The sequence below is a fragment of the Jonesia quinghaiensis DSM 15701 genome (assembly GCF_000423205.1).
In the GTDB taxonomy this organism is placed as follows: Bacteria; Actinomycetota; Actinomycetes; order Actinomycetales; family Cellulomonadaceae; genus Jonesia; species Jonesia quinghaiensis.
The window spans coordinates 338,246-357,320 of the sequence record NZ_AUHN01000009.1 but is presented as its reverse complement, the minus strand read 5'-3'; the positions used below and the strand labels follow the sequence as shown (position 1 = coordinate 357,320).

Genomic DNA, 19,075 nt, shown 5'->3' with positions numbered 1-19,075 from the left:
GCACACCGCGGGAGAGACATTGACGTTAAGGGGTGACGCCCAGGCGTTGAAGTAATTCGGTGACTCGTGCGTCGATATCTGCCCGGATGGCGGCGACGCCTTCGCGGGATGCAAGTGCTGGGTCACCTACCGGCCAGTCTTCGTAGCTCACACCGGGGATGATGGGGCACACGTCACCGCAGCCCATGGTGATGACAACATCTGCTGCCCGGACGGCATCGTCGGTGAGTGGTTTGGGGAATGCGTCTTCAAACGGGGCGTCGATGGTGGCAAGTTCGTCTCGAACGTGTGGGTGGATCTGAGATGCGGGTGCTGACCCTGCTGATCGCACAACGATGCGGTCTCCGCCGTGGAGGCGGGTTAGTGCTGCTGCGAGTTGGGAGCGCCCAGCGTTTTGGGTGCATACGAACAGTACTTGCGGTGTTGTGGTGGCGGTTTTGTCACGGGAAACGTCTTGGAGGCGTTGCCTAGCAAAGTGTTCTGACAGGGGTACGAGGTGCGCTTTGATGGATGCTTTGCGGGCGAGACCTGCGTAGGATTCTCGCACGATGTGCGCCACAAGGTCACCGCTGACCTGCGGGTGCGCAACGGCGAGTCGTTCGGTCATGCGGTCCAGTGCTGATTCCACGTTCGCCAAGCCATCCGCGTGTGGGTCTGGTGCGTGGTCGAGCAGAACGTGACTGAATCCTTCGAGTAGCCCGGTCACTGGCGCAAGAAATTGGGGTGCTATGCGGTAGTACACCCAGGTGCCTCGGCGCTGTGATGTTACGAGCCCGGCGTCTCGCAAAACTTTCAGGTGGTGCGACACGGTGGGTTGGGAGACGTCGTCAAGTTCGAGGAAGTCGCATACGCAGGCTTCAGGGGGTGTGGAAGCTGTGATGAGTGACAAAATCCGCAACCGCAATGGGTCTGCTGCTGCTTTGAGGAGCGCTGCCAGCGGTGTGGCTGTTTCGTGGGGGAGCGCTTTGTTGGCTGGGGTTGCTGCGCACGCCTCAGCGTTGGCTTCGACGGGTGGGATGGTCGCGGTCATGGTGCACCAACTTTCGGGGTGGGTGGGGTGCTGGGGTCTGATGACCCCGTTGGGGTGTTGTGCTCGGCACTCGTTGGTTCATCGGCGAACCAACGGCGCCTGGCCCATAGTGAAACGTAAACAAGTCCAACAAGAACTGGTACTTCAATGAGCGGGCCAACGACGCCGGCGAGGGCTTGGCCGGAGGTTGCCCCGAATGTTCCGATCGCTACCGCGATGGCCAGTTCGAAGTTGTTGCCAGCTGCGGTGAAGGCCAGGGTGGTTGAGCGTGCGTACCCTAAGCCGGAGACACGACCGGAGATCATGCCGATGGTCCACATCAGGGCGAAGTACACCAGGAGGGGGAGCGCGATGCGGGCCACATCAAGTGGGCGGTTGGTGATCTGTTCGCCTTGGAGAGCGAAGAGCAACACGATGGTGAAGAGCAATCCGTACAGCGCCCATGGGCTGATGCGTGGAATGAAGGTGTTGTTGTACCAGGTGCGGCCTTTTGTGCGTTCACCGATGATGCGTGACGCGAAGCCAGCGGCGAGGGGCACCCCAAGGAAGATGAGTACGTTGATGGCTATTTTGCCCATGGAAACGTCGAGCCCGCCTGCGTCGAGGCCTAGCCAGCCGGGCAGGACGCTGAGGTAGAACCAACCGAGAACAGAGAACGCGAATATTTGGAACACGGAGTTAATAGCAACGAGTACCGCTGCTGCTTCTCGGTCGCCGCAGGCGAGGTCGTTCCAGATGATCACCATGGCGATGCATCGGGCGAGGCCAACAATGATTAACCCGGTGCGGTATTCGGGGAGGTCGGGCAGAAAAATCCAGGCGAGTGCGAACATGAGCGCTGGCCCGACCAGCCAGTTCAACACAATGGATTGAACAAGGAGTTTACGGTCACCGGTGACTTCGGCGACTTTGTCGTAGCGTACTTTCGCTAAGACGGGGTACATCATGATGAGTAGTCCCAGTGCGATGGGTAGCGATATTCCGCCAATTTCCATTGCTGTGAGCAGGTCTGAGAGTTGGGGCACGATGTGCGAGAGGGCTATGCCCCCCACCATGGCTAGGCCAATCCACACGGGAAGCCATCGGTCGAGTGTGGAGAGTTTCGCTGCAGGTGCAGCTGCTGTGGACGTCATGACGCTCCGAGGTCGCTGTATTGATTCTCCTCTATATTGACATCCATCTATGCGCGACACAAGCCTGTATCGAAATTAATCGATACAGGCTTGTGTGTGGTGCGGTGTGAGGGCGTTAACTTAACGAGAAACCCCAGGCTCAGGTACCGGATCAGCCCACGGAACATCACCCGTGCAACCAGACAACACATCGCTGATGGCCTCTTTTTCCGCCGCAGTCACCCACAACGAATACTTCGACTTCACAGCAACCTGGGTCGCCACATACTGGCAGCGAAAGTCCTTGTTCGACGGCAGCCAGGTCGCAGCATCGCCGTCACCCTTTTGGGAGTTAGCGCGCCCCTGCGAAGCGAAGAGGTTCAATGGATCATTCGCGAGCGCTTCACGCTCAGTTTTGCTAAGCTGCTGCGCGCCCTTCTGCCACGCATCGGACAAGGCAACGACGTGGTCAATCTGTACCTGCGCTGAGTCAGGGCCGCGAACAAAATCAATAGTTGTCCCGGTGTACAAGTCATCAAGCGTCCCTGAGGCGACAACGCACCCCTTGGTGTCATCCTTGTACGTCAAGTCCTCAAGGTCCCGGCGCAAAATATCATTGCGCGTATCGCACCCATTGCGGTCAACGTCCTTCCACGCAGGGCCAAACTCCTCACGCGAATACCCCGTCTTTGGGGCGCGGCCCTTCACCGGCAACTCATCAAGCTGCTCAGCGACATCCACATAAGCCCCACTGGGCTGCGAACCACCAACATCAAAGGGAAGCGAGATGCCAAGAGCGGAGGCAATCAGCCACCCGGCAATCGCAACGACGGCTACAAAAGTTGAGATCAGGCTCTTTTTCATCGTCGCCAACCCTACCTGACACTGTCCCGCTAGTAGGCCTTCCACCTGCACAGCGATGCTCACACACGACATGCTAAAAAACGTGTGGGCGATGTCAGTACGACACCGCCCACACGTTAAAACCTCAAGCTATCAGCGAGAAATCTTGTTCAGTTCACTCTGGTAGTACGCAGGCATAATCGTCAAGATGAAGGTCCACAAAATACCGAAACCTCCACTGGCTGTTTCAGGTACACCATTAAAACCCTGCAGTTGCTTGATACGGACACCCGTGTTGTAAATGCTCACCAAGTTCACGATAGGAACCAGCTGTGCCAGCAAAGCAAGAACAGGGTTCACCTGAATACGTGAATCCGAACGAGCGATTTCCTCATTCACCAAGTAGTACCAAACAAGCCAATAAATACCGAAGGTCACAACGCCTAAGATCCACACCACAATAGGTGAGCGTTGCTTGCCCACAAAACCATGAGGAAACGGGTTGGAAGTTTCATAAGCTGGCTGGGCAGCGGGAGCATTTTCGTAAGTCATAGTCGTAATGTACAACCAAAAAATTATTTACCGCGTAAAGCAATACAGTCGTTAATAGTACGCACTCCCCATTGTGAAGCCACAGGCCTCGACCCGCTGGGCCGTTTGGCACTAAGCCGCAACACCACAACCTAGTAGTCTTCTCAGAGGAGAACACCACACCACCGGGAGAGGAATTCCGTGACACACGGCCACGACACCCACAGCACATCACCATACGACATCACTGGCACACCAGCTTGGCAAGCCCTCGCTGAGGAATACCAGCGAATCGAACCACTCCACCTGCGTGAACTCTTCGCACAGGACCCACAACGAGCAACCACACTAACCGCCACCGCAGGCGATCTGATCCTGGACTACTCAAAGAACCGCATTACCGCTGACACCGTCGAACGCCTCGTAGCGCTCGCCGAAACAGCAGGTCTGCGCGAGAAAATCGACGCAATGTACCGCGGCGACCACATCAACATCACCGAAGACCGTGCAGTCCTCCACACCGCGCTCCGCCTCCCACGCGAAGCGCAACTCACCGTTGATGGGCAAGACATTGTCCACGACGTTCACGACGTTCTTGACCGCATGGAAGCGTTCGCCAACAAAGTACGCTCCGGTGAGTGGGTAGGCCACTCCGGCAAACGTATCGACACCATCGTCAACATCGGTATTGGTGGGTCAGACCTTGGCCCAGTGATGGCCTACGAAGCCCTACGCGACTACGCAGACCGCGCCATCGAATGCCGGTTTGTGTCAAACATTGACCCCACCGACGTGTTTGAAAAAGTCAACGGCATCAACCTGGAAACCACGCTCTTTATTGTGGCCTCCAAAACCTTTGGCACAGCAGAAACACTCACCAACGCGCGCCAAGCCCGTACCTGGTTGCTTGAAGCATTCAACGGTGATGAAGCCGCTGTTGCCAAACACTTCGTTGCAGTGTCCACCAACGCCCAGCGCGTTGCTGAGTTCGGTATCGACACCGCAAACATGTTTGGTTTCTGGGACTGGGTAGGGGGGCGCTACTCCTTCGACTCCGCAGTTGGCCTCGCACTCATGCTCTCCGTTGGGCCACAGAACTTCCGCGAAATGCTCGCTGGCTTCCACACCATGGACGAACACTTCCGCACCACAGAGTTCTCCCAGAACGTGCCAGTCCTCATGGGCTTGCTGAACGTCTGGTACAACAACTTCTTCGGAACCTCATCACGGGCCGTTCTGCCATACAGTCAGTACCTCGTCCGTTTCCCCGCATACCTCCAACAACTCACCATGGAGTCCAACGGTAAGTCCGTGCGAGTTGACGGAACAGCCGTGTCGGAATCCGCCGGCGGCTTCCCTGTACAAACAGGTGAGATTTTCTGGGGTGAGCCAGGCACAAACGGGCAGCACGCCTTCTACCAGTTGCTGCACCAGGGCACAAAGCTCACACCCGCTGACTTCATTGGGTTCGCTCAACCCAACCACGACCTAGGCTCCATGCATGACCTGTTCATGTCGAACTACTTCGCACAAACAGCTGCGCTCGCGTTCGGTAAAACAGCTGACGAGGTTCGTGCAGAAGGTACCGCGGAGGACATCATTCCTCACCGTGTTATGCCCGGTAACCGGCCCACCAACTCCATCATTGCTGAGAAGCTGACACCATCAGTTCTCGGTCAATTGGTGGCGCTGTACGAGCACATCACCTTCACCCAAGCGGCCATCTGGGGAATCAACGCCTTTGACCAGTGGGGTGTAGAACTCGGCAAGCAAATGGCTCTTCAGTTTGAGCCAATGCTCACCGCTGAGGGTACCCCTGAGTACACGGCAGACGCGTCAACAAACGCCCTTATTGCTACCTACCGCACGATGCGTGGGCGGGCATAACCAGTAACCTGCTAGTCCGGGGGCGGTCACACGGCAACGTGTGGCCGCCCCCGTTTTTGCTGTGACTTTATTGAGGCCGTGGCGGTGCCACAGAGTTGCGGGGTACAACATAGGTGTCAAGCATGATGCCGGGTGCACTGCCTAAATGGATGAGTCTGCGCGGCGCGGCCCATTCGTCGAAAGTCCCTTCGATTTGGGCAACCGTGCACTGTGCTGCTGCTGTTCCCATACCCCGTGAAGGCTGGTGGATGGTGGTGAGCTCTGGGTCGCTGCGTGTCGCCCACACAGAATCGTCGAACCCCACAACGGAAACATCTTGGGGGATACGCAGCCCAAGGCGTTTGATCGCATTGGCAGCGCCGGCTGCAACCGCGTCAGAAGTGGCGAAAATTGCGGTGACATCGGGCGCGCGGTGCAGGAGTTCTAACGCGCCGTCATAGCCGTCGCTGTACGAGTAGGTTTCTACTGGCTGGATCAGACCACGATTGAGCAGTGGGCCCATCGCTTGGCTGAACCCTTCAAGGCGGTCGACCCCTGAGTCGCGGTCAAGCCCAGCTGCGAGGATCGCGATGTTTTCGTGACCGACATCGAGAAGTTCTTGGGTGATGCTGCGTGAAGCGGTGATGTTGTCGATGCCAATGAAGGGGATGCCGGCAAGGTCTGGTGGGTGCCCGATGTAGGTGGCGGGTATTCGTGATTCGGTAATCACGCGGGTCACAGGGTCGCCCATGCGTGCGGAAACAACAATGGCGCCATCCACAAATCCGCCGCGCAAGTATTGCTCAACCCTGTGCGTGTCGCGTGCCGAGTCAATGACAAGACACACCAACTGGTAGTCACGTTCGGAGAGTTCATTGTTTGCCCCCACGAGGATCCCACCAATGTTGGGGTCCTCAGTAAAGAGTGAGGCGGGTTCGTGAACGATAAACGCAACTGTTTGGGTGCGTTGTCGTACCAGATTGCGGGCGGCAGTGTTGGGCACGTACCCAACTTTGGCGATGGCCTGCTCAATTGCGGAGCGTGACGACGTTGACACGTAGCTGTCGCCGTTGAAGTACCGGCTGACGGTTCCGCGTGATACTCCAGCCTCACGGGCAACGTCGTGGATCGTGGCACGCTTCTTCGGGTGGGCGGGTGTTGACACGCAATCACCTTACTGTGTGGGGTGGGGAAAAACTGATTTTTTCAGGGCAGATGCCTTCACTAAGCCACCGTTTTGGTTACAAGACGGTAACAAGTTGGTGCACACTTTTGACAGACGACTGGGCTGCCGCTTATGTTTGTGTGCACGTTCACAGATTACCAGTCCCGCTTCTGCGTGACGTAATCTGTGCACGTTCACACATTGTTGAGCGAGTACCACAGAGACGTGAGTTTTTCCGAACATGACAACCTTCCCGCGCCCAGCAGGGCAGCTCATCCCGCCGATCGCGGGCATCAGCTACGGCTGTGACTACAACCCTGAGCAATGGGACGAAGCCACCTGGCAGGAAGACGTCAGCCTCATGCGTGAGGCCGGGGTCAACATCGTGGCAGTCAACATCTTCGGGTGGGCAAGCATCCAACCCACGCAAGACACCTTTGACTTCGAGCGCCTTGACACCATCTTGGACTTGCTCCACGCCAACGGCATTTCCGTGAACCTTGGTACCGGAACCGCCTCAACCCCACCATGGTTGACCGCTAAGCACCCCGAAATCCTGCCCATCATGGCAGATGGCACCACCCGCTACCCCGGCGGACGCCAGGCGTACTGCCCCTCCTCTCCAGTGTTCCGCGAGTACGCAGCCCGCCTCGTTGACGAGGTCGCACGCCGCTACTCCACACACCCTGCACTCGCACTGTGGCATGTCTCCAACGAACTTGGCTGCCACAACGCCCACTGCTACAACCCAGAATCAGCAGAGGCTTTCCGTGCATGGTTGCGTGCGCGGTACACAACCATTGATGCTCTCAACGAAGCATGGGGCACCGCATTCTGGAGCCAAAAGTACGGAACGTTCGAGCAGATCTTGCCACCAATGGCGAACCTGTCCACTGCGAACCCCAGCCAACTCATCGACTTTCACCGGTTCTCCTCCGATGAACTCCTCTCCCTGTACCTCATGGAGAAAGAGATCATCCAACGCCACAGCAACAAGCCCATCACCACAAACTTCATGGTGACCGCGCACATTCGCACCATGGACTACTGGCAGTGGGCGCCACACATGGATGTTGTGGCGAACGACCACTACCTCGATAACCGGCTCGACACCCCCGCAGCTGAGTTGTCCTTCGCCGCAGACCTCACCCGTGGACTTGCTGGCGGGGCGCCATGGATGCTCATGGAGCACTCCACAGGTGCAGTGAACTGGCAACCACTCAACGTCAACAAAGCCCCAGGCGAAATGCTGCGTAACTCCCTGACCCACGTTGCCCGTGGCTCAGATTCGCTGTGTTTCTTCCAATGGCGAGCATCAGTCCAAGGGTCGGAGAAATTCCACTCCGCGATGCTTCCCCACGCAGGAACATCCAGCCGCAAATGGCGTGAAATTGTCGACCTCGGCTCGACTCTTGAACGCATGAAAGATGTAGCTGGGTCCCGGGTTGATGCCCGCATCGCGATGGTTTTTGAATGGCAGTCGTGGTGGTCAGCAGAAGGCGAATCCCGCCCATCCCAGCAGGTGACCTACCTCAACCAGATCCACAGCATGCACCGTGCTCTACGCACCGCAGGGCACGTGGTCGACGTGGTCTCAGCATCCAGTGACTTCAGCGCTTATGACCTCGTCATTTTGCCAGGCACCTACATGCTCAGCCCAGAACAATCCGAACACCTGCGAGACTACGTCGCTGGCGGTGGAAACACGTTGGTCACCTACTACTCAGGAATCGCTGACACCAGTGACCGCGTGTACTTGGGCGGTTACCCAGGTGCGATCCGTGATCTGCTTGGCGTCACCGTTGAAGAGTTCTACCCCGTAGACAGTGCTGACACCGTCAAACTCGACCCCGAACATGGTGACGGGGATGTCCTAGCCTCGTCCCTGTGGTCGGAATACCTTCACGCCGACACCGCGGAAGTTCTCTACCGGTTCGGTACCGGCCCTGTTCAAGGTATCCCAGCGATCACCCGCAATGCATGGGGCAAAGGAAGCGCCTGGTACCTCGCAACACAATTGGATGATGCCTCACTGCTCACCTTGGTCAACGGTGTCACTGCAGAACTTAACATCCCCTCAGAATTTGACCGATACTCCGTACGCACCCAGTCACCACACGAACTGGATATCGTCCGCAGAGTCTCGGCCGGAACTGACGGCACCACGTGGGTGTTCGTCATTAACCACGCCTCACACAGTGTCACCCTGACAGCCCACGGGCACGAGCTCATCACGGGCGCAAATGTCGCTGGCGAGTTCACCGTCCCCGCCGGTGAGGTCCGAATTATCACAGAGGGAGCAGCATGAGCAGCTCAATTCCTATGAACAGGACGAGAAAGCGCCAAGGGTTCCTGGCCGTCTTCATCCTTCCTTTTGGTCTCCTGTTCACCCTGTTCTACATTTTGCCCATCCTGTATGCGATGTGGCAGTCCACCCGGGTAGTAGAACGTGACGGCACCTTCGGGGCTGCACGCGAAGTATTCGGCGGGCTCACCCAATACCAGAACGTTTTCAGCAACACAGAGTTCTGGGAGTCAATCGGACGTGTCCTGATGTTTGGTGCCGTCCAGGTGCCCGTCATGCTGGGCCTAGCTCTCCTTCTCGCGCTCCTGCTGGATTCTCCACTGGTTAAGGGGCGACGGTTCTTCCGTCTTGCATATTTTGCGCCCTACGCAGTGCCAGGTGTTATCGCAGCAATCATGTGGGGATTCTTGTTCTCCCCAAACCTGTCACCATTCGACTGGGTGATGACCAATGTTGACTTCATGTCACCCACTCTCGTGTTGTGGGCCATCGCAATCGTTGTGACCTGGGTATACACCGGTTACAACATGATCATCATCTACTCGTCACTGCTTGCTATCCCCCAAGACATCTTCGAAGCTGCACGCCTTGACGGTGCCGGACAAGTGCGCATCGCGTGGTCAATCAAAATCCCACTGGTTGTACCTTCGCTGGTCCTCACCACGATTTTCTCAATCATCGGAACACTGCAACTCCTCACTGAACCTCAGGTGTTCAAGACCTTCTCCACCGCAGTGAACAGCACCTACACCCCGAACCTTGCGGTGTACGCGGCATCGTCCATCCCTGACTACTCGCTCGCAGCGGCAATGTCAGTGGTCTTGGCGGTCGCCACGTTCATCCTCTCCTTCAGCGTTCTGAAGTTCACCCAGCGAAAGGCAGACTGATGAGCATCCTCACCACACCAAAGCGTCGCCGTGAGGCCGCAAGCGGTGGGAACTCGCTACATGTTGGCCCACGCCCCGCGATCATGAGTCGCCTGGCAGCTATGACCATCATGATCGTCGCGACCATCACCTTCCTCACCCCCATCTGGTGGCTGTTTGTCGCGTCCACAAAAAACCGATCAGACCTCACCAGCACAAATGGGCTCTGGTTCGCTGAATGGAACTTCGGCACCAACGTCAGCGCACTGCTGGACTACCGCGGTGGGATCTTCCTGCAATGGCTAGGTAACTCAGCGATCTACACCGTCGGTGGCGCACTCATCGGCACGCTCCTCGCAGCAATGTGCGGGTACGCGCTGGCGAAGTACCAGTTTCGTGGCCGTGAAGTTCTCTTCAACGTAGTTCTCGGTGGCGTGCTTGTTCCACTGACCGCACTCGCGTTGCCACTGTTCCTCATGTTCTCCATGGTGAACCTCACCAACACGTTCTGGTCAGTGTTCCTCCCAAGCCTCGTGAGCCCATTCGGGGTCTACCTGTCACGAATCTTCGCCGCCGCATCCGTGCCTGATGAAGTCCTCGAAGCGGCACGACTCGATGGTTCCAACGAGGTACGCACCTTCTTCACCGTGTCAGTGCGCCTCATGTTCCCTGCACTCGTCACGATCTTCCTCTTCCAATTCGTGGCGATCTGGAACAACTTCTTCCTGCCGCTCATCATGCTGCGCGACGAATCGATCATGCCGGTCACACTCGGCCTCTACAACTGGAACTCACAAGTCAGCCAAATCCCTGAACTGCGCGGTTACGTGCTCATCGGTGCTTTGCTGTCAGTGATCCCGCTCATCCTCATGTTCTCCCTCCTCCAACGGTTCTGGAAGAACGGTTTGGGATCAGGCGCCATCAAGTAAGCGTGATGCCTCACCCATGAGGCATCAACTGAGATGGTAACCACCACAAGTTTCTGCGGCTCCCCCCGCAGAACATCAACCCACAAAGGTGCGGTGCACCACCCGCATCACACCCTGTGACATCCGAATATCCACTCCCCAGATAATCACCACATCAGATAGGAAAACGATGCGAACTTCACGGGCAGTCAGCGTAGCCTTGCTCGCTGCATTGGCTACGGCTTCAGTCGCCGCATGCTCCAGCGACTCCACCGAATCGTCAAGCACAGGCGGCAGCGAAACCGTTGCAGCGTGCGAGCCATCAGGTGAGGACGTCGTCAACTTGTCCTTCACCTCATGGATCCCCGGCATTGAGGATGCTGTGGCTAAGTGGAACGAACAAAACCCTGACATCCAAGTGGCCGTGCAAACCGGCCCCAACGGAAACTCCGGGACCTACCAGAACTTCTTCAACCAGCTCAAGGCTGGCAACGCACCTGACCTCGGCCAAATCGAGTATGATGCGCTCGCTTCTTTCCGAGTGCAGGGCGGGCTGCAAAACATCGGCGGTTGCGACGTTGTTCAAGAAGCTCAGCCAGAGTTCATTGACTGGACCTGGGACCAAGTGTCCTTCGGTGAAGAAGGCAACGCCTACGCGATCCCACAAGACACCGGCCCAATGGCACTGTTCTACCGTGCAGACCTCTTCGAGGAGGCTGGCATCGCAGTTCCCGTAACGTGGGATGAATATGCAGAAGCTGCTGAAAAAATCGACGCTGAAGGTGGAAAAATCACCAACTTCTCCACTGCAGACATCAACCAGTTTGCTGGTTTCGCGTGGCAGAACGGTGCTAGCTGGTTCGAAGCCGACGATGAAGGTTGGACTGTCAACATTACCGGCGCCGAGACTGAAGAAGTTGGTGCATACTGGCAGGACCTTATCGAGCGTGACCTTGTTGCTTCCTACCCGGCATGGACTGACGAGTGGAACAACGCCTACAACTCATCCGAAGTGTGGACCTGGGTTTCCGCAGTATGGGGCGCTAACACTATCCAAGACGGCGCACCAGACACCGCAGGCAACTGGGCTGTAGCCCCGATGCCACAGTGGGATTCTGCAGCTCCAGCATCAGGGAACTGGGGTGGATCATCCATCGCAGTGTTCACCGGAACTGACTACCCATACGAGGCTGCGAAGTTTGCAACCTGGTTGAATACCTCTGAAGAGTCACTGACGATCCTCGCTGATACCGCAAACATCTACCCAGCGACACTCGACGGAATCAACCTCCCAACCCTGCAATCCGGCGTTGACTTCTACGGCGGACAGGTCATCTGGGATGTCTTCGCTCAGGCAGCAAACCAGGTGCCAGCAAACTTCACCTGGGGACCAACTATGACCGACACCTACGCATCCATCTCTGACGGATTCAAGCAGGTTGTTACCGGGAACAGCACCGTGAGCGAGGCGCTCACTGCTGGAGAAGAGTCCACCGTCTCCACGATGAACTCACAGTCCATCCCTGTGAAGGAATAACCCCTCAACACACGATGCCCCGTTGTTCTGCCTACCCCCTGGCAGAACAACGGGGCATCGTGCTATCTACCGCACTATTTATGACGGTGTTACCGTGCGTTGAGAGCGCGAACTGACTCTGGATAGGACTCAGCAATATCTTTTGTCGCCGGGTGTTGTGGTGCGGTCAGCAAATCTCGGGGGGAACCCGATTCCACAAACTCGCCATCATGGAGCACATGCACTGTAGGGGTGAGTCGCGCAAGAAGATTGATGTCATGCGAAGCGACCAACAAGCCGATGCCACGCTCCGCAACCAAGTCACGAATCCGGTGGGAAACCTGATCCTTGAGGCTCGGATCTAACGCAGTGGTGGGTTCATCAAGCAACAAAATATCCGGCTTTGTGGCCAACGCCAGCGCAATCGTTAAGCGTTGACGTTCCCCACCGGAAAGCCCATGAATACGGCGGTTCAAATAACGTTCCTCAAGGAACATTAACGACAACACGTCAGCGGGGGAGTCCCCAGTACCCCGCCCAGCCCTGCGTGCTGCTTTCAGCTCATCCTCAACGGCCTGGCGAACAGACAGCCTCGTGTCGAGACCAAAAAAACCATTTTGCGCAACCCTGCGAACGGCAGTCCGGAAACGCTTCTTCTCACCAAAAGCCAACCGGTTCACTGGGCGACCATTAAAAGTCACCTGCCCAGAAGCTGGCTTCATGTCGCCATGAAGAACCTGAACAAGGGTGGATTTACCAATCCCCGATGCCCCAGTAACCCCAACTGCTGGAGCGCCAGAAGACAATTCCAAAGAAAGAGAACGCAACGATGGATGTGTTGCATAACCTGCAGTGACGCTACGTGCGCTCAATGTGGTGGTGTGTGTACTCACGATGCCCAACTAACGATCGGATGCAGTTCACGCGGCGTGAACCCCTACAAATCTACAACGCCCGGCGCTGGTAAAAATCTCCCACCCACCGGACATGACCTAAGCCCTGCGTATTAAAGCACCCAGCGGGAGTACGATCACGGTAAGGCGCCACGGTGTGTGCCGTGGTGAGGCACTTTCAATGGAGAAAGTTATGTCGACACCAATGATCACCCCCAAACGCAGGTTCGAAGGCCAAACAGTCATCATTACTGGAGCCGGGTCAGGCATCGGATGGGCAACGGCACAACGTGTCGCCCACGAAGGCGGACGCGTTGTCGCAGTCGACATCAATCAAGAACGCCTCGATGCCCTCAGCGAAGAACTCCACAACTACACAGTGCACACGGTACGTGCAGACGTATCAAGTGAAGAAGACATCGTCGCCATCATGGATTGTGCAGGGAACACCATCGACGCACTCATCAACAACGCCGGAATCATGGATGGTTTCGAACCACTTCATGAAGTCAATGATGACGTGTGGGAACGCGTCATGCGAATCAACGTTGACTCTGTGATGCGCCTGTCCCGCGCGGTTCTGCCATACATGCTTGAAGCAGGCTCAGGAGCAATCGTCAACGTTGTTTCCGAAGCAGCTCTCCGAGGCTCAGCCGCAGGTGCGGCTTACACCGCTTCAAAACACGCAGTCGTTGGCCTCACCCTTTCAGGAGCAGCGATCTACACTCCCCTTGGTATTCGCATCAACGCGGTCGCCCCGGGTGGAACACGCACCAACATCGTTGCCCAACCAGCCTCTGCCCTTGGCGCTGACAGGGTCTTCAAAATCGCTGGTGCTATTGGAGCGCGTGTTGCCGAAGCACGTGAAGTGGCGGCGGCAATCACTTTCCTCGCCAGTGACGATGCCTCGAACATCTCCGGAGCGGTCCTGCCCAGCGACGACGGTTGGAGCGCTGTGTGAGTCCCAGCGCCCAACGAGTTCACCCACTAGGCTGAAGAGGTGACACAACCACGTTTCCCCCGCAGCGTATACGGCCACGGCGTCGACCCAGACCCACGTTTCTCCCTTGCCAACGAACGCACTTTTTTGTCCTGGGTGCGCACATCCTTAGCGCTTGTTGCATCAGGCGTCGCATTGGAAGCATTGGACGTGCCCACCCATCCCGTCATACGCCTTATCGTGTCCGTGATTTTCTTGGTACTCGGCGGCCTGATCCCGCTCTACGCGTGGATGACATGGAAACATAATGAACGGGCACTACGCACCGGGAGGCCCCTTACCGGGCCGCGCATCGGGCCAGTTCTAGCTGTTGCGCTGGGCGTGTGCGCTGTGGTGCTCACCGTCGGTTTATTTGTTGGGTGAGCAGTGAACGTCCCTCACTCGCGGTGGTTCCACCCGTCTACGGATGATCCCGTGGCTGATGCCGGCCTCGCTGCTGAACGTACCTTCCTCGCGTGGCAGCGCAGTGCGCTTGCCGTGGTTCTTGGAAGCGCCGTGGCAGCCCGTTACTTTCTCCATATGGTGAACGGGCCGATGCCAGCCCTCCTTGCGATAGCAGGGGGCACGCTGGGGTTAGTGGCACTGCTCTGGATCAGGCGGCGCTACTCGGTTGCAGTTGCTGAATTGCTCCGCAACCAGCGCCTCCCGCGCTTTAGTGCGGCGCCACTGGCGCTAGTCGCTGGGGCAGTCAGCATGTGCGCGGTGGCAGCAGGAGTGTTTGTTTTCCTGATGCGGTGAACAGTGAACACCGTCGTTGTGAACGTGACGGCGGTAGTGAATGGGAAAGGTGCGGGGCGCTGACTGTTTATAGTCAGCGCCCCGCACCTCTGCTCAAGATGTAACGGGATACCAGCTACGAGTCGTGGCGCCGTGACCGCACCACGAGCACCCCACCAGCGATGAGGAGGGCTAGCGCTGCCGCTCCCACAGCCAAGGACACACCAGTGGATGCAAGTCCACCCGAACCAGTGGATTGGCCGTCTTGCGCGCCAGATGAGACACCATCGGTGGAATCCTCGGTGCTACCAGCGACATTCTCTTCATCAGTGCCGTCTGCAACGTCAGGGGTGTTGTCACCACCCGCGTTATCTGGCGTCTCAGTGCCTGGATCGGTTCCGTCACCAGGTGCCGGGGTGTCGGCGTCACCGTCAGCGCCGTCACCAGGTGCGGGGGGTTCGGTTCCGTCGCCATCACCGTCACCGTTGCCCTCTGATCCATCACCGCCGTCAGTAACTACTGGTGTCAGCACAACCTCGTCAAGCGTTCCCCACGCGTTCGCCGCCAAAGCGCCGGTAAGGCTCACCGTAACCGTGCCGTCTTCAGGAACAACCACATCGGTGACAGTTGTGGTTTTCCACTGCTGCCATCCGTTGAGTTCCAGGGAGCCACTGTAGTCCCCTGCTGCGGTAGTTGCGCCCACTGTTAGCGTGTCATCAGACGCTTCACCGTCACCTTGGCTTGTTGCCTTCAGGGTGTAGGTGCCAGCAGGTACGTTGTCGATCTGTTGGGTCACAGTGAACTCAAAGGCGCTATCACTCCAGAACTTCAAGGAGTGTGCGCCGTGGGAGGACCCGGCATCCTCGGTGCGTTCGATGCCGCCACCTGTGATGCTCCACATGGTCATGTCTTCCTCTTCAAAGGAGGGGTTGCGCACCAGGTTGAGTTCCTTCACGGTCACGGTTGCTGTGACATCAAGCCCAGCGTCGGTGGTGCCGGTAACGGTGTGTGTGCCAAGTGTTGTGATGGATGACGTGTCAGCCCACGTGACGTTTTGCTCTTCAGAGCTACCGTCGTTGTACCGAACGGTGACTTTTTGGGGGAGAACGATCTCGTCACCAAGGAAGAATTCCGGTGCAACCCGGTCGATGCTTTCAACCTTGCGGTCTGCGACAGCACCGGTGTAAACGTGCTTAAAGACGCCCAGTGAGTCGAGTGGTCGCCCGTCGAAGTCGAAGAGTGCCTGATTGTCTACTGCTGACCCGCCGTACCATTGGCCAGCATCGTGCGGATCATACACACTGGCGAAGCTCGACGCCCAACCAGAGCCGTGCTCTTCCCAGATACGTTTGTTGTTCTCAATCTCGGAGCCGGGGCCAACTGGCAACCATGCTGGCTCCCAATAGAAAACGCCGATGCCTTTGTCGCCGATGCCATGGACGGTCGCCATGACGTCGCGCAGTAGGTCAGCTTGGCCCTGAGGGGAAGTTGCGTACAGGTCACTGGCAGTGCCTTCACCAATGGTGTTTTGCCATCCGTCCCCATCCTCCAGGGTGTAGGTCCACGATGTTTCAGCGACCATCACCTCTTTGTCGTAGGTCGAGGAAATGGTGGACAACACCGAACTGAGGTTGTTCAGGCTACCGTGCCAGTAGGGGTACCACGAGGAAGCGAACACGTCGTAGTCCACGTTGTACTGCTTGAGGCGCGAAGCGATGTTGGTGTAGCGGTTAGCTGTTTCTGGGTTGGTGAAGTGCAGTGCCACCTTGGCGTCGGGCAGTGTTTCTCGCACCGCGAGCGAACCGGCGTTGAAGATCTCCGCCATCCCTGCCCAGTCGCCGGTGCTTAATCCAGCAACGGCATTGTTGGTTTCATTTCCGATCTGCACCATGGAGATATCGATGCCTGCGGCGGCCATCGTTTCCAGTGAATCTTTGACGTAGGTGTAGGTTGCGTCGGCCTTTTCGGTGGTGGTGAAGTCTTTCCACGCTTTGGGTGCCTGCTGCTTAGCGGGGTCAGCCCAAAAGTCTGACAAGTGGAAGTTCACTAACGTGTCCATGCCGTTGGCTGTGGCACGCTTACCGATTTCTACTGCGGCATCAAGGTCGTTGTTTCCGCCGCCGTACCCACGCCCTTGAGCATCGTAGGGGTCGTTCCACACGCGCACGCGGATGGTGTTGATGCCGTTGTCAGCCAGGGTGGTGAAGATGTCCTGCGGTGCGCCGTCCTCGTCGGAGAACGTGACGCCACTGTCCTCAAGGGACAAGATGGAGGAGATATCTGCGCCTCGAATGAAGTCGCTGGGTAGTCCGTCGATTTTCTCAACAAAGATGCCAGCCTCAACGGGCTGGGTTTCATCGGCGGATGCGGGGGTGGCCAGGAAAGCGAGCGACACAGCAGCAGTAGCTGCAGTGGCTCGAAGGAGGTTCCGGCGCATGTGGTCCTCTCAGTGGTCGGAGTGAGTTCGTCGTCGTTGTCCGAACGCTGCTGCTTCGGTGCAGCACGGTGGGGCTTCTCGCATCGGCGCAAGAAACTCACCATGACTGTAACCGGTCACAGTCATGTGCGACATGGTGACCTCTACCGCCCTTACAGTGCTTGCAATACAGTCATTTTTAGGCTGTGCGCGGTTACAGTCCTGGTGGAAAACTGGCACAGTGCCTCGCCGGGCGGGCCCGATGTGTCTTGCTGAGTCTGCCAGGATGCGCCTTACCCGAAGGGCCCAACCGGGATATGCCCCGTAGGCCTTGCTGAGTTGTTCGGGCTGTGCTTTGTGTTGCGTCAGATACCTAGTGAGTTCGTGGTTTCTGCGCGACTTCGCGGTGGCGTTGAGGAGTTCGGGGTTGGGAACCACGAACTCGTGTGTTTGAGGACGTACTCACTGCTCAACCACGAAGTCGCGGGAGGTAAGTAGGCGGACTGATGCCTGGTGCCTGATGCTAAGGGAACCTCAGGGTTACCGAGGGGCGTCGCTGTCAGTGACGCGGGGAAGTTGGGTGGTGCTGGCATCGTCTGGGGCGGTGCCTGGTGCCGCGGAGCCGCGCTGAGGGGAAGGGGAACCTGGCATCAGCGGTTGTTGGGAAGGAGCTTGAGGTTGGTCCCACGGCATTGGTTGTGGCTGCCTGCCGTTGTTGCCGTTGTGTTCTGCTGGTTCCCATGGGAATCGCTGTTGGTTGTGCTGGTTCTGGGGGTGCGCATCGTTGGTTCTGTTTGCGCTACCCGGGGCATGTCCTCCGTGGCCGCGTCCGGTGCCATCGCTGTCGTGTCCGCTGTTCCCGTGCCCGGTTGCCCCTGTTTCGTTGTTGTTGCCGAGGGCTTGGGTGCGGGCGAGGGCGCGCTGTTGGAGGCGGTGGTCTATGACGAGTGTTGCGGTCACCACGATCATGCCGAGCAGGGTGATGCCGGTGAGTATCAGCCAGTTGTCGCCGGGGGCGAGTAGCCCGCGGCCTTCGTTTTCTTGCCAAGGCCATAGGGTTCGCAGCGCACCGAGCATCAGTCCTGCGAGCACCATCATGGTTTGTCGGTGCCACCGGCTGAGGAGGACTTTGAGGATCTTCACTATCACAACGAGCCCTATGACAGCCCCGACCATGAACAGTCCGAGGTATCCGAAGTTCCGGTCATCAACGGCTTGGAGGGTGGGTTGGTAGAGGCCGACTGTGAGGAGCAGGAACGACCCGGAGAGGCCGGGGAGGAGCAGCGCGGAGACCGCTATTGCGGCGGCGAGAACTATCATCCACCCTGTTGGTTCTAGTTGGGTGGCGGGTAGGCCGAGAAGGAGGAAGGTGAACACTGCGGAGCCGACGACAAAGAGGGCGTCTCGTGCGGCGAATCCGGGGCCAGCGAGTTTGAGGGGGACCCAGACGGAGCTGAGCACCATTCCGAGGAAGAGGGCTCTGGTGATTTCTGGGTGGTTTTCTACTGCTGAGCTGACTGGTCCGGCGAGTGTGAAGACTGCGGTGAGCATGCCGAGGAGGACGGGGATGAGCAGCCGCCATTGGACGGCGCGCATGTTTGTGGTGAACCCTGCTACGCGGTCTGGGCCGGTGATGAGGGTGCGGACTGCGTGGATTGCGCTGTTGCCTGATTCGAGGAGGTCTTCGTAGATCCCAACGATCAGGGCGACGGTGCCCCCTGAGACACCGGGGATGGTTTCTACGAGCCCGATGAGTGCGCCTCGTATGACGTCCCCGATGATGTTGCGTGGTGGTGTGGTGTTGTTCGACATGCGTCCTCCGTGTTACGTCCGTGCCCTACCTTAATGGGTGTTGTGGGGTTCGTTGGTGTGTGGACGCGACGATGCCCCTCTCGCGGCCTGTGTTG

Annotated in this window: 16 protein-coding genes; 8 read left to right on the top strand and 8 right to left on the bottom strand. The window is 57.7% G+C overall.

Going from position 1 to position 19,075, the window contains the following annotated elements; genetic code table 11:
- Positions 1 to 25: 25 nt before the first annotated feature.
- From G538_RS0109445 to G538_RS16040, 4 genes are all read right to left on the bottom strand, one after another.
- Positions 26 to 1,030 carry a metalloregulator ArsR/SmtB family transcription factor gene (locus G538_RS0109445; RefSeq protein ID WP_029069132.1) on the bottom strand — a complete coding sequence of 335 codons (1,005 nt, stop codon included), beginning with the start codon at positions 1,028 to 1,030 and terminating at the stop codon, positions 26 to 28.
- Entirely contained in the window at positions 1,027 to 2,163 is a 1,137-nt protein-coding gene (arsB, locus tag G538_RS16045; RefSeq protein WP_051196859.1) for an ACR3 family arsenite efflux transporter, read from the bottom strand. The genes G538_RS0109445 and arsB overlap by 4 nt, the downstream gene beginning before the upstream one ends.
- 120 nt (positions 2,164 to 2,283) lie before the next feature.
- The gene (locus G538_RS0109435) at positions 2,284 to 3,069 is read right to left on the bottom strand and encodes an HNH endonuclease family protein (protein ID WP_245566835.1); all 786 of its coding nucleotides are present in this window, start codon (positions 3,067 to 3,069) and stop codon (positions 2,284 to 2,286) included.
- 69 nt (positions 3,070 to 3,138) lie between these two features.
- Positions 3,139 to 3,537: a DUF4234 domain-containing protein gene (locus tag G538_RS16040; RefSeq protein ID WP_051196857.1), complete on the bottom strand. Its 399-nt coding sequence runs from the start codon at positions 3,535 to 3,537 to the stop codon at positions 3,139 to 3,141.
- Positions 3,538 to 3,717: 180 nt separating this feature from the next.
- On the opposite strand from G538_RS16040, the gene pgi reads away from it, so the two are divergent.
- Positions 3,718 to 5,403 carry a glucose-6-phosphate isomerase gene (gene pgi, locus G538_RS0109425; RefSeq protein WP_084618275.1) on the top strand — a complete coding sequence of 562 codons (1,686 nt, stop codon included), beginning with the start codon at positions 3,718 to 3,720 and terminating at the stop codon, positions 5,401 to 5,403.
- Positions 5,404 to 5,470: 67 nt separating this feature from the next.
- On the opposite strand, the gene G538_RS16035 is transcribed toward pgi, so the two are convergent.
- Positions 5,471 to 6,547, bottom strand: coding sequence for a LacI family DNA-binding transcriptional regulator (locus tag G538_RS16035; protein WP_035833914.1), 1,077 nt, complete (start codon positions 6,545 to 6,547; stop codon positions 5,471 to 5,473).
- A 241-nt stretch (positions 6,548 to 6,788) separates the two neighbouring features.
- Here G538_RS16035 and G538_RS0109415 point away from each other — a divergent pair, with 241 nt between their 5' ends.
- The 4 genes from G538_RS0109415 to G538_RS0109400 all read left to right on the top strand — a co-directional run bounded on the left by G538_RS0109415 (position 6,789) and on the right by G538_RS0109400 (position 12,163).
- Positions 6,789 to 8,855, top strand: a complete 2,067-nt coding sequence (locus tag G538_RS0109415) for a beta-galactosidase (RefSeq protein ID WP_051196854.1) — start codon at positions 6,789 to 6,791, stop codon at positions 8,853 to 8,855.
- The gene (locus tag G538_RS0109410) at positions 8,852 to 9,739 is read left to right on the top strand and encodes a carbohydrate ABC transporter permease (RefSeq protein ID WP_029069128.1); all 888 of its coding nucleotides are present in this window, start codon (positions 8,852 to 8,854) and stop codon (positions 9,737 to 9,739) included. Before G538_RS0109415 ends, G538_RS0109410 begins: the two co-directional genes overlap by 4 nt.
- A complete protein-coding gene (locus G538_RS0109405; protein WP_084618273.1) occupies positions 9,739 to 10,647 on the top strand; it encodes a carbohydrate ABC transporter permease in 909 nt (302 codons plus the stop codon). Before G538_RS0109410 ends, G538_RS0109405 begins: the two co-directional genes overlap by 1 nt.
- Before the next feature lie 169 nt (positions 10,648 to 10,816).
- Positions 10,817 to 12,163, top strand: a complete 1,347-nt coding sequence (locus G538_RS0109400; RefSeq protein WP_029069126.1) for an ABC transporter substrate-binding protein — start codon at positions 10,817 to 10,819, stop codon at positions 12,161 to 12,163.
- A gap of 89 nt (positions 12,164 to 12,252) precedes the next feature.
- Here G538_RS0109400 and G538_RS0109395 read toward each other — a convergent pair whose 3' ends face one another.
- Positions 12,253 to 13,035: an ABC transporter ATP-binding protein gene (locus G538_RS0109395; protein WP_029069125.1), complete on the bottom strand. Its 783-nt coding sequence runs from the start codon at positions 13,033 to 13,035 to the stop codon at positions 12,253 to 12,255.
- A 193-nt stretch (positions 13,036 to 13,228) separates the two neighbouring features.
- On the opposite strand from G538_RS0109395, the gene G538_RS0109390 reads away from it, so the two are divergent.
- The 3 genes from G538_RS0109390 to G538_RS16030 are packed head-to-tail and all read left to right on the top strand — an operon-like array spanning position 13,229 to position 14,773.
- Positions 13,229 to 13,996 carry an SDR family NAD(P)-dependent oxidoreductase gene (locus tag G538_RS0109390; RefSeq protein ID WP_029069124.1) on the top strand — a complete coding sequence of 256 codons (768 nt, stop codon included), beginning with the start codon at positions 13,229 to 13,231 and terminating at the stop codon, positions 13,994 to 13,996.
- Positions 13,997 to 14,035: 39 nt separating this feature from the next.
- Complete coding sequence (locus G538_RS0109385; RefSeq protein ID WP_029069123.1) at positions 14,036 to 14,398, top strand: YidH family protein; 363 nt, start codon at positions 14,036 to 14,038, stop codon at positions 14,396 to 14,398.
- A 51-nt stretch (positions 14,399 to 14,449) separates the two neighbouring features.
- Positions 14,450 to 14,773, top strand: a complete 324-nt coding sequence (locus tag G538_RS16030) for a DUF202 domain-containing protein (protein WP_051196852.1) — start codon at positions 14,450 to 14,452, stop codon at positions 14,771 to 14,773.
- 115 nt (positions 14,774 to 14,888) lie between these two features.
- Here G538_RS16030 and G538_RS0109375 read toward each other — a convergent pair whose 3' ends face one another.
- A complete protein-coding gene (locus G538_RS0109375; protein WP_029069122.1) occupies positions 14,889 to 17,189 on the bottom strand; it encodes a glycosyl hydrolase 53 family protein in 2,301 nt (766 codons plus the stop codon).
- A gap of 519 nt (positions 17,190 to 17,708) precedes the next feature.
- Positions 17,709 to 18,980, bottom strand: coding sequence for a DUF368 domain-containing protein (locus tag G538_RS16025; protein WP_084618269.1), 1,272 nt, complete (start codon positions 18,978 to 18,980; stop codon positions 17,709 to 17,711).
- Positions 18,981 to 19,075: the final 95 nt, after the last annotated feature.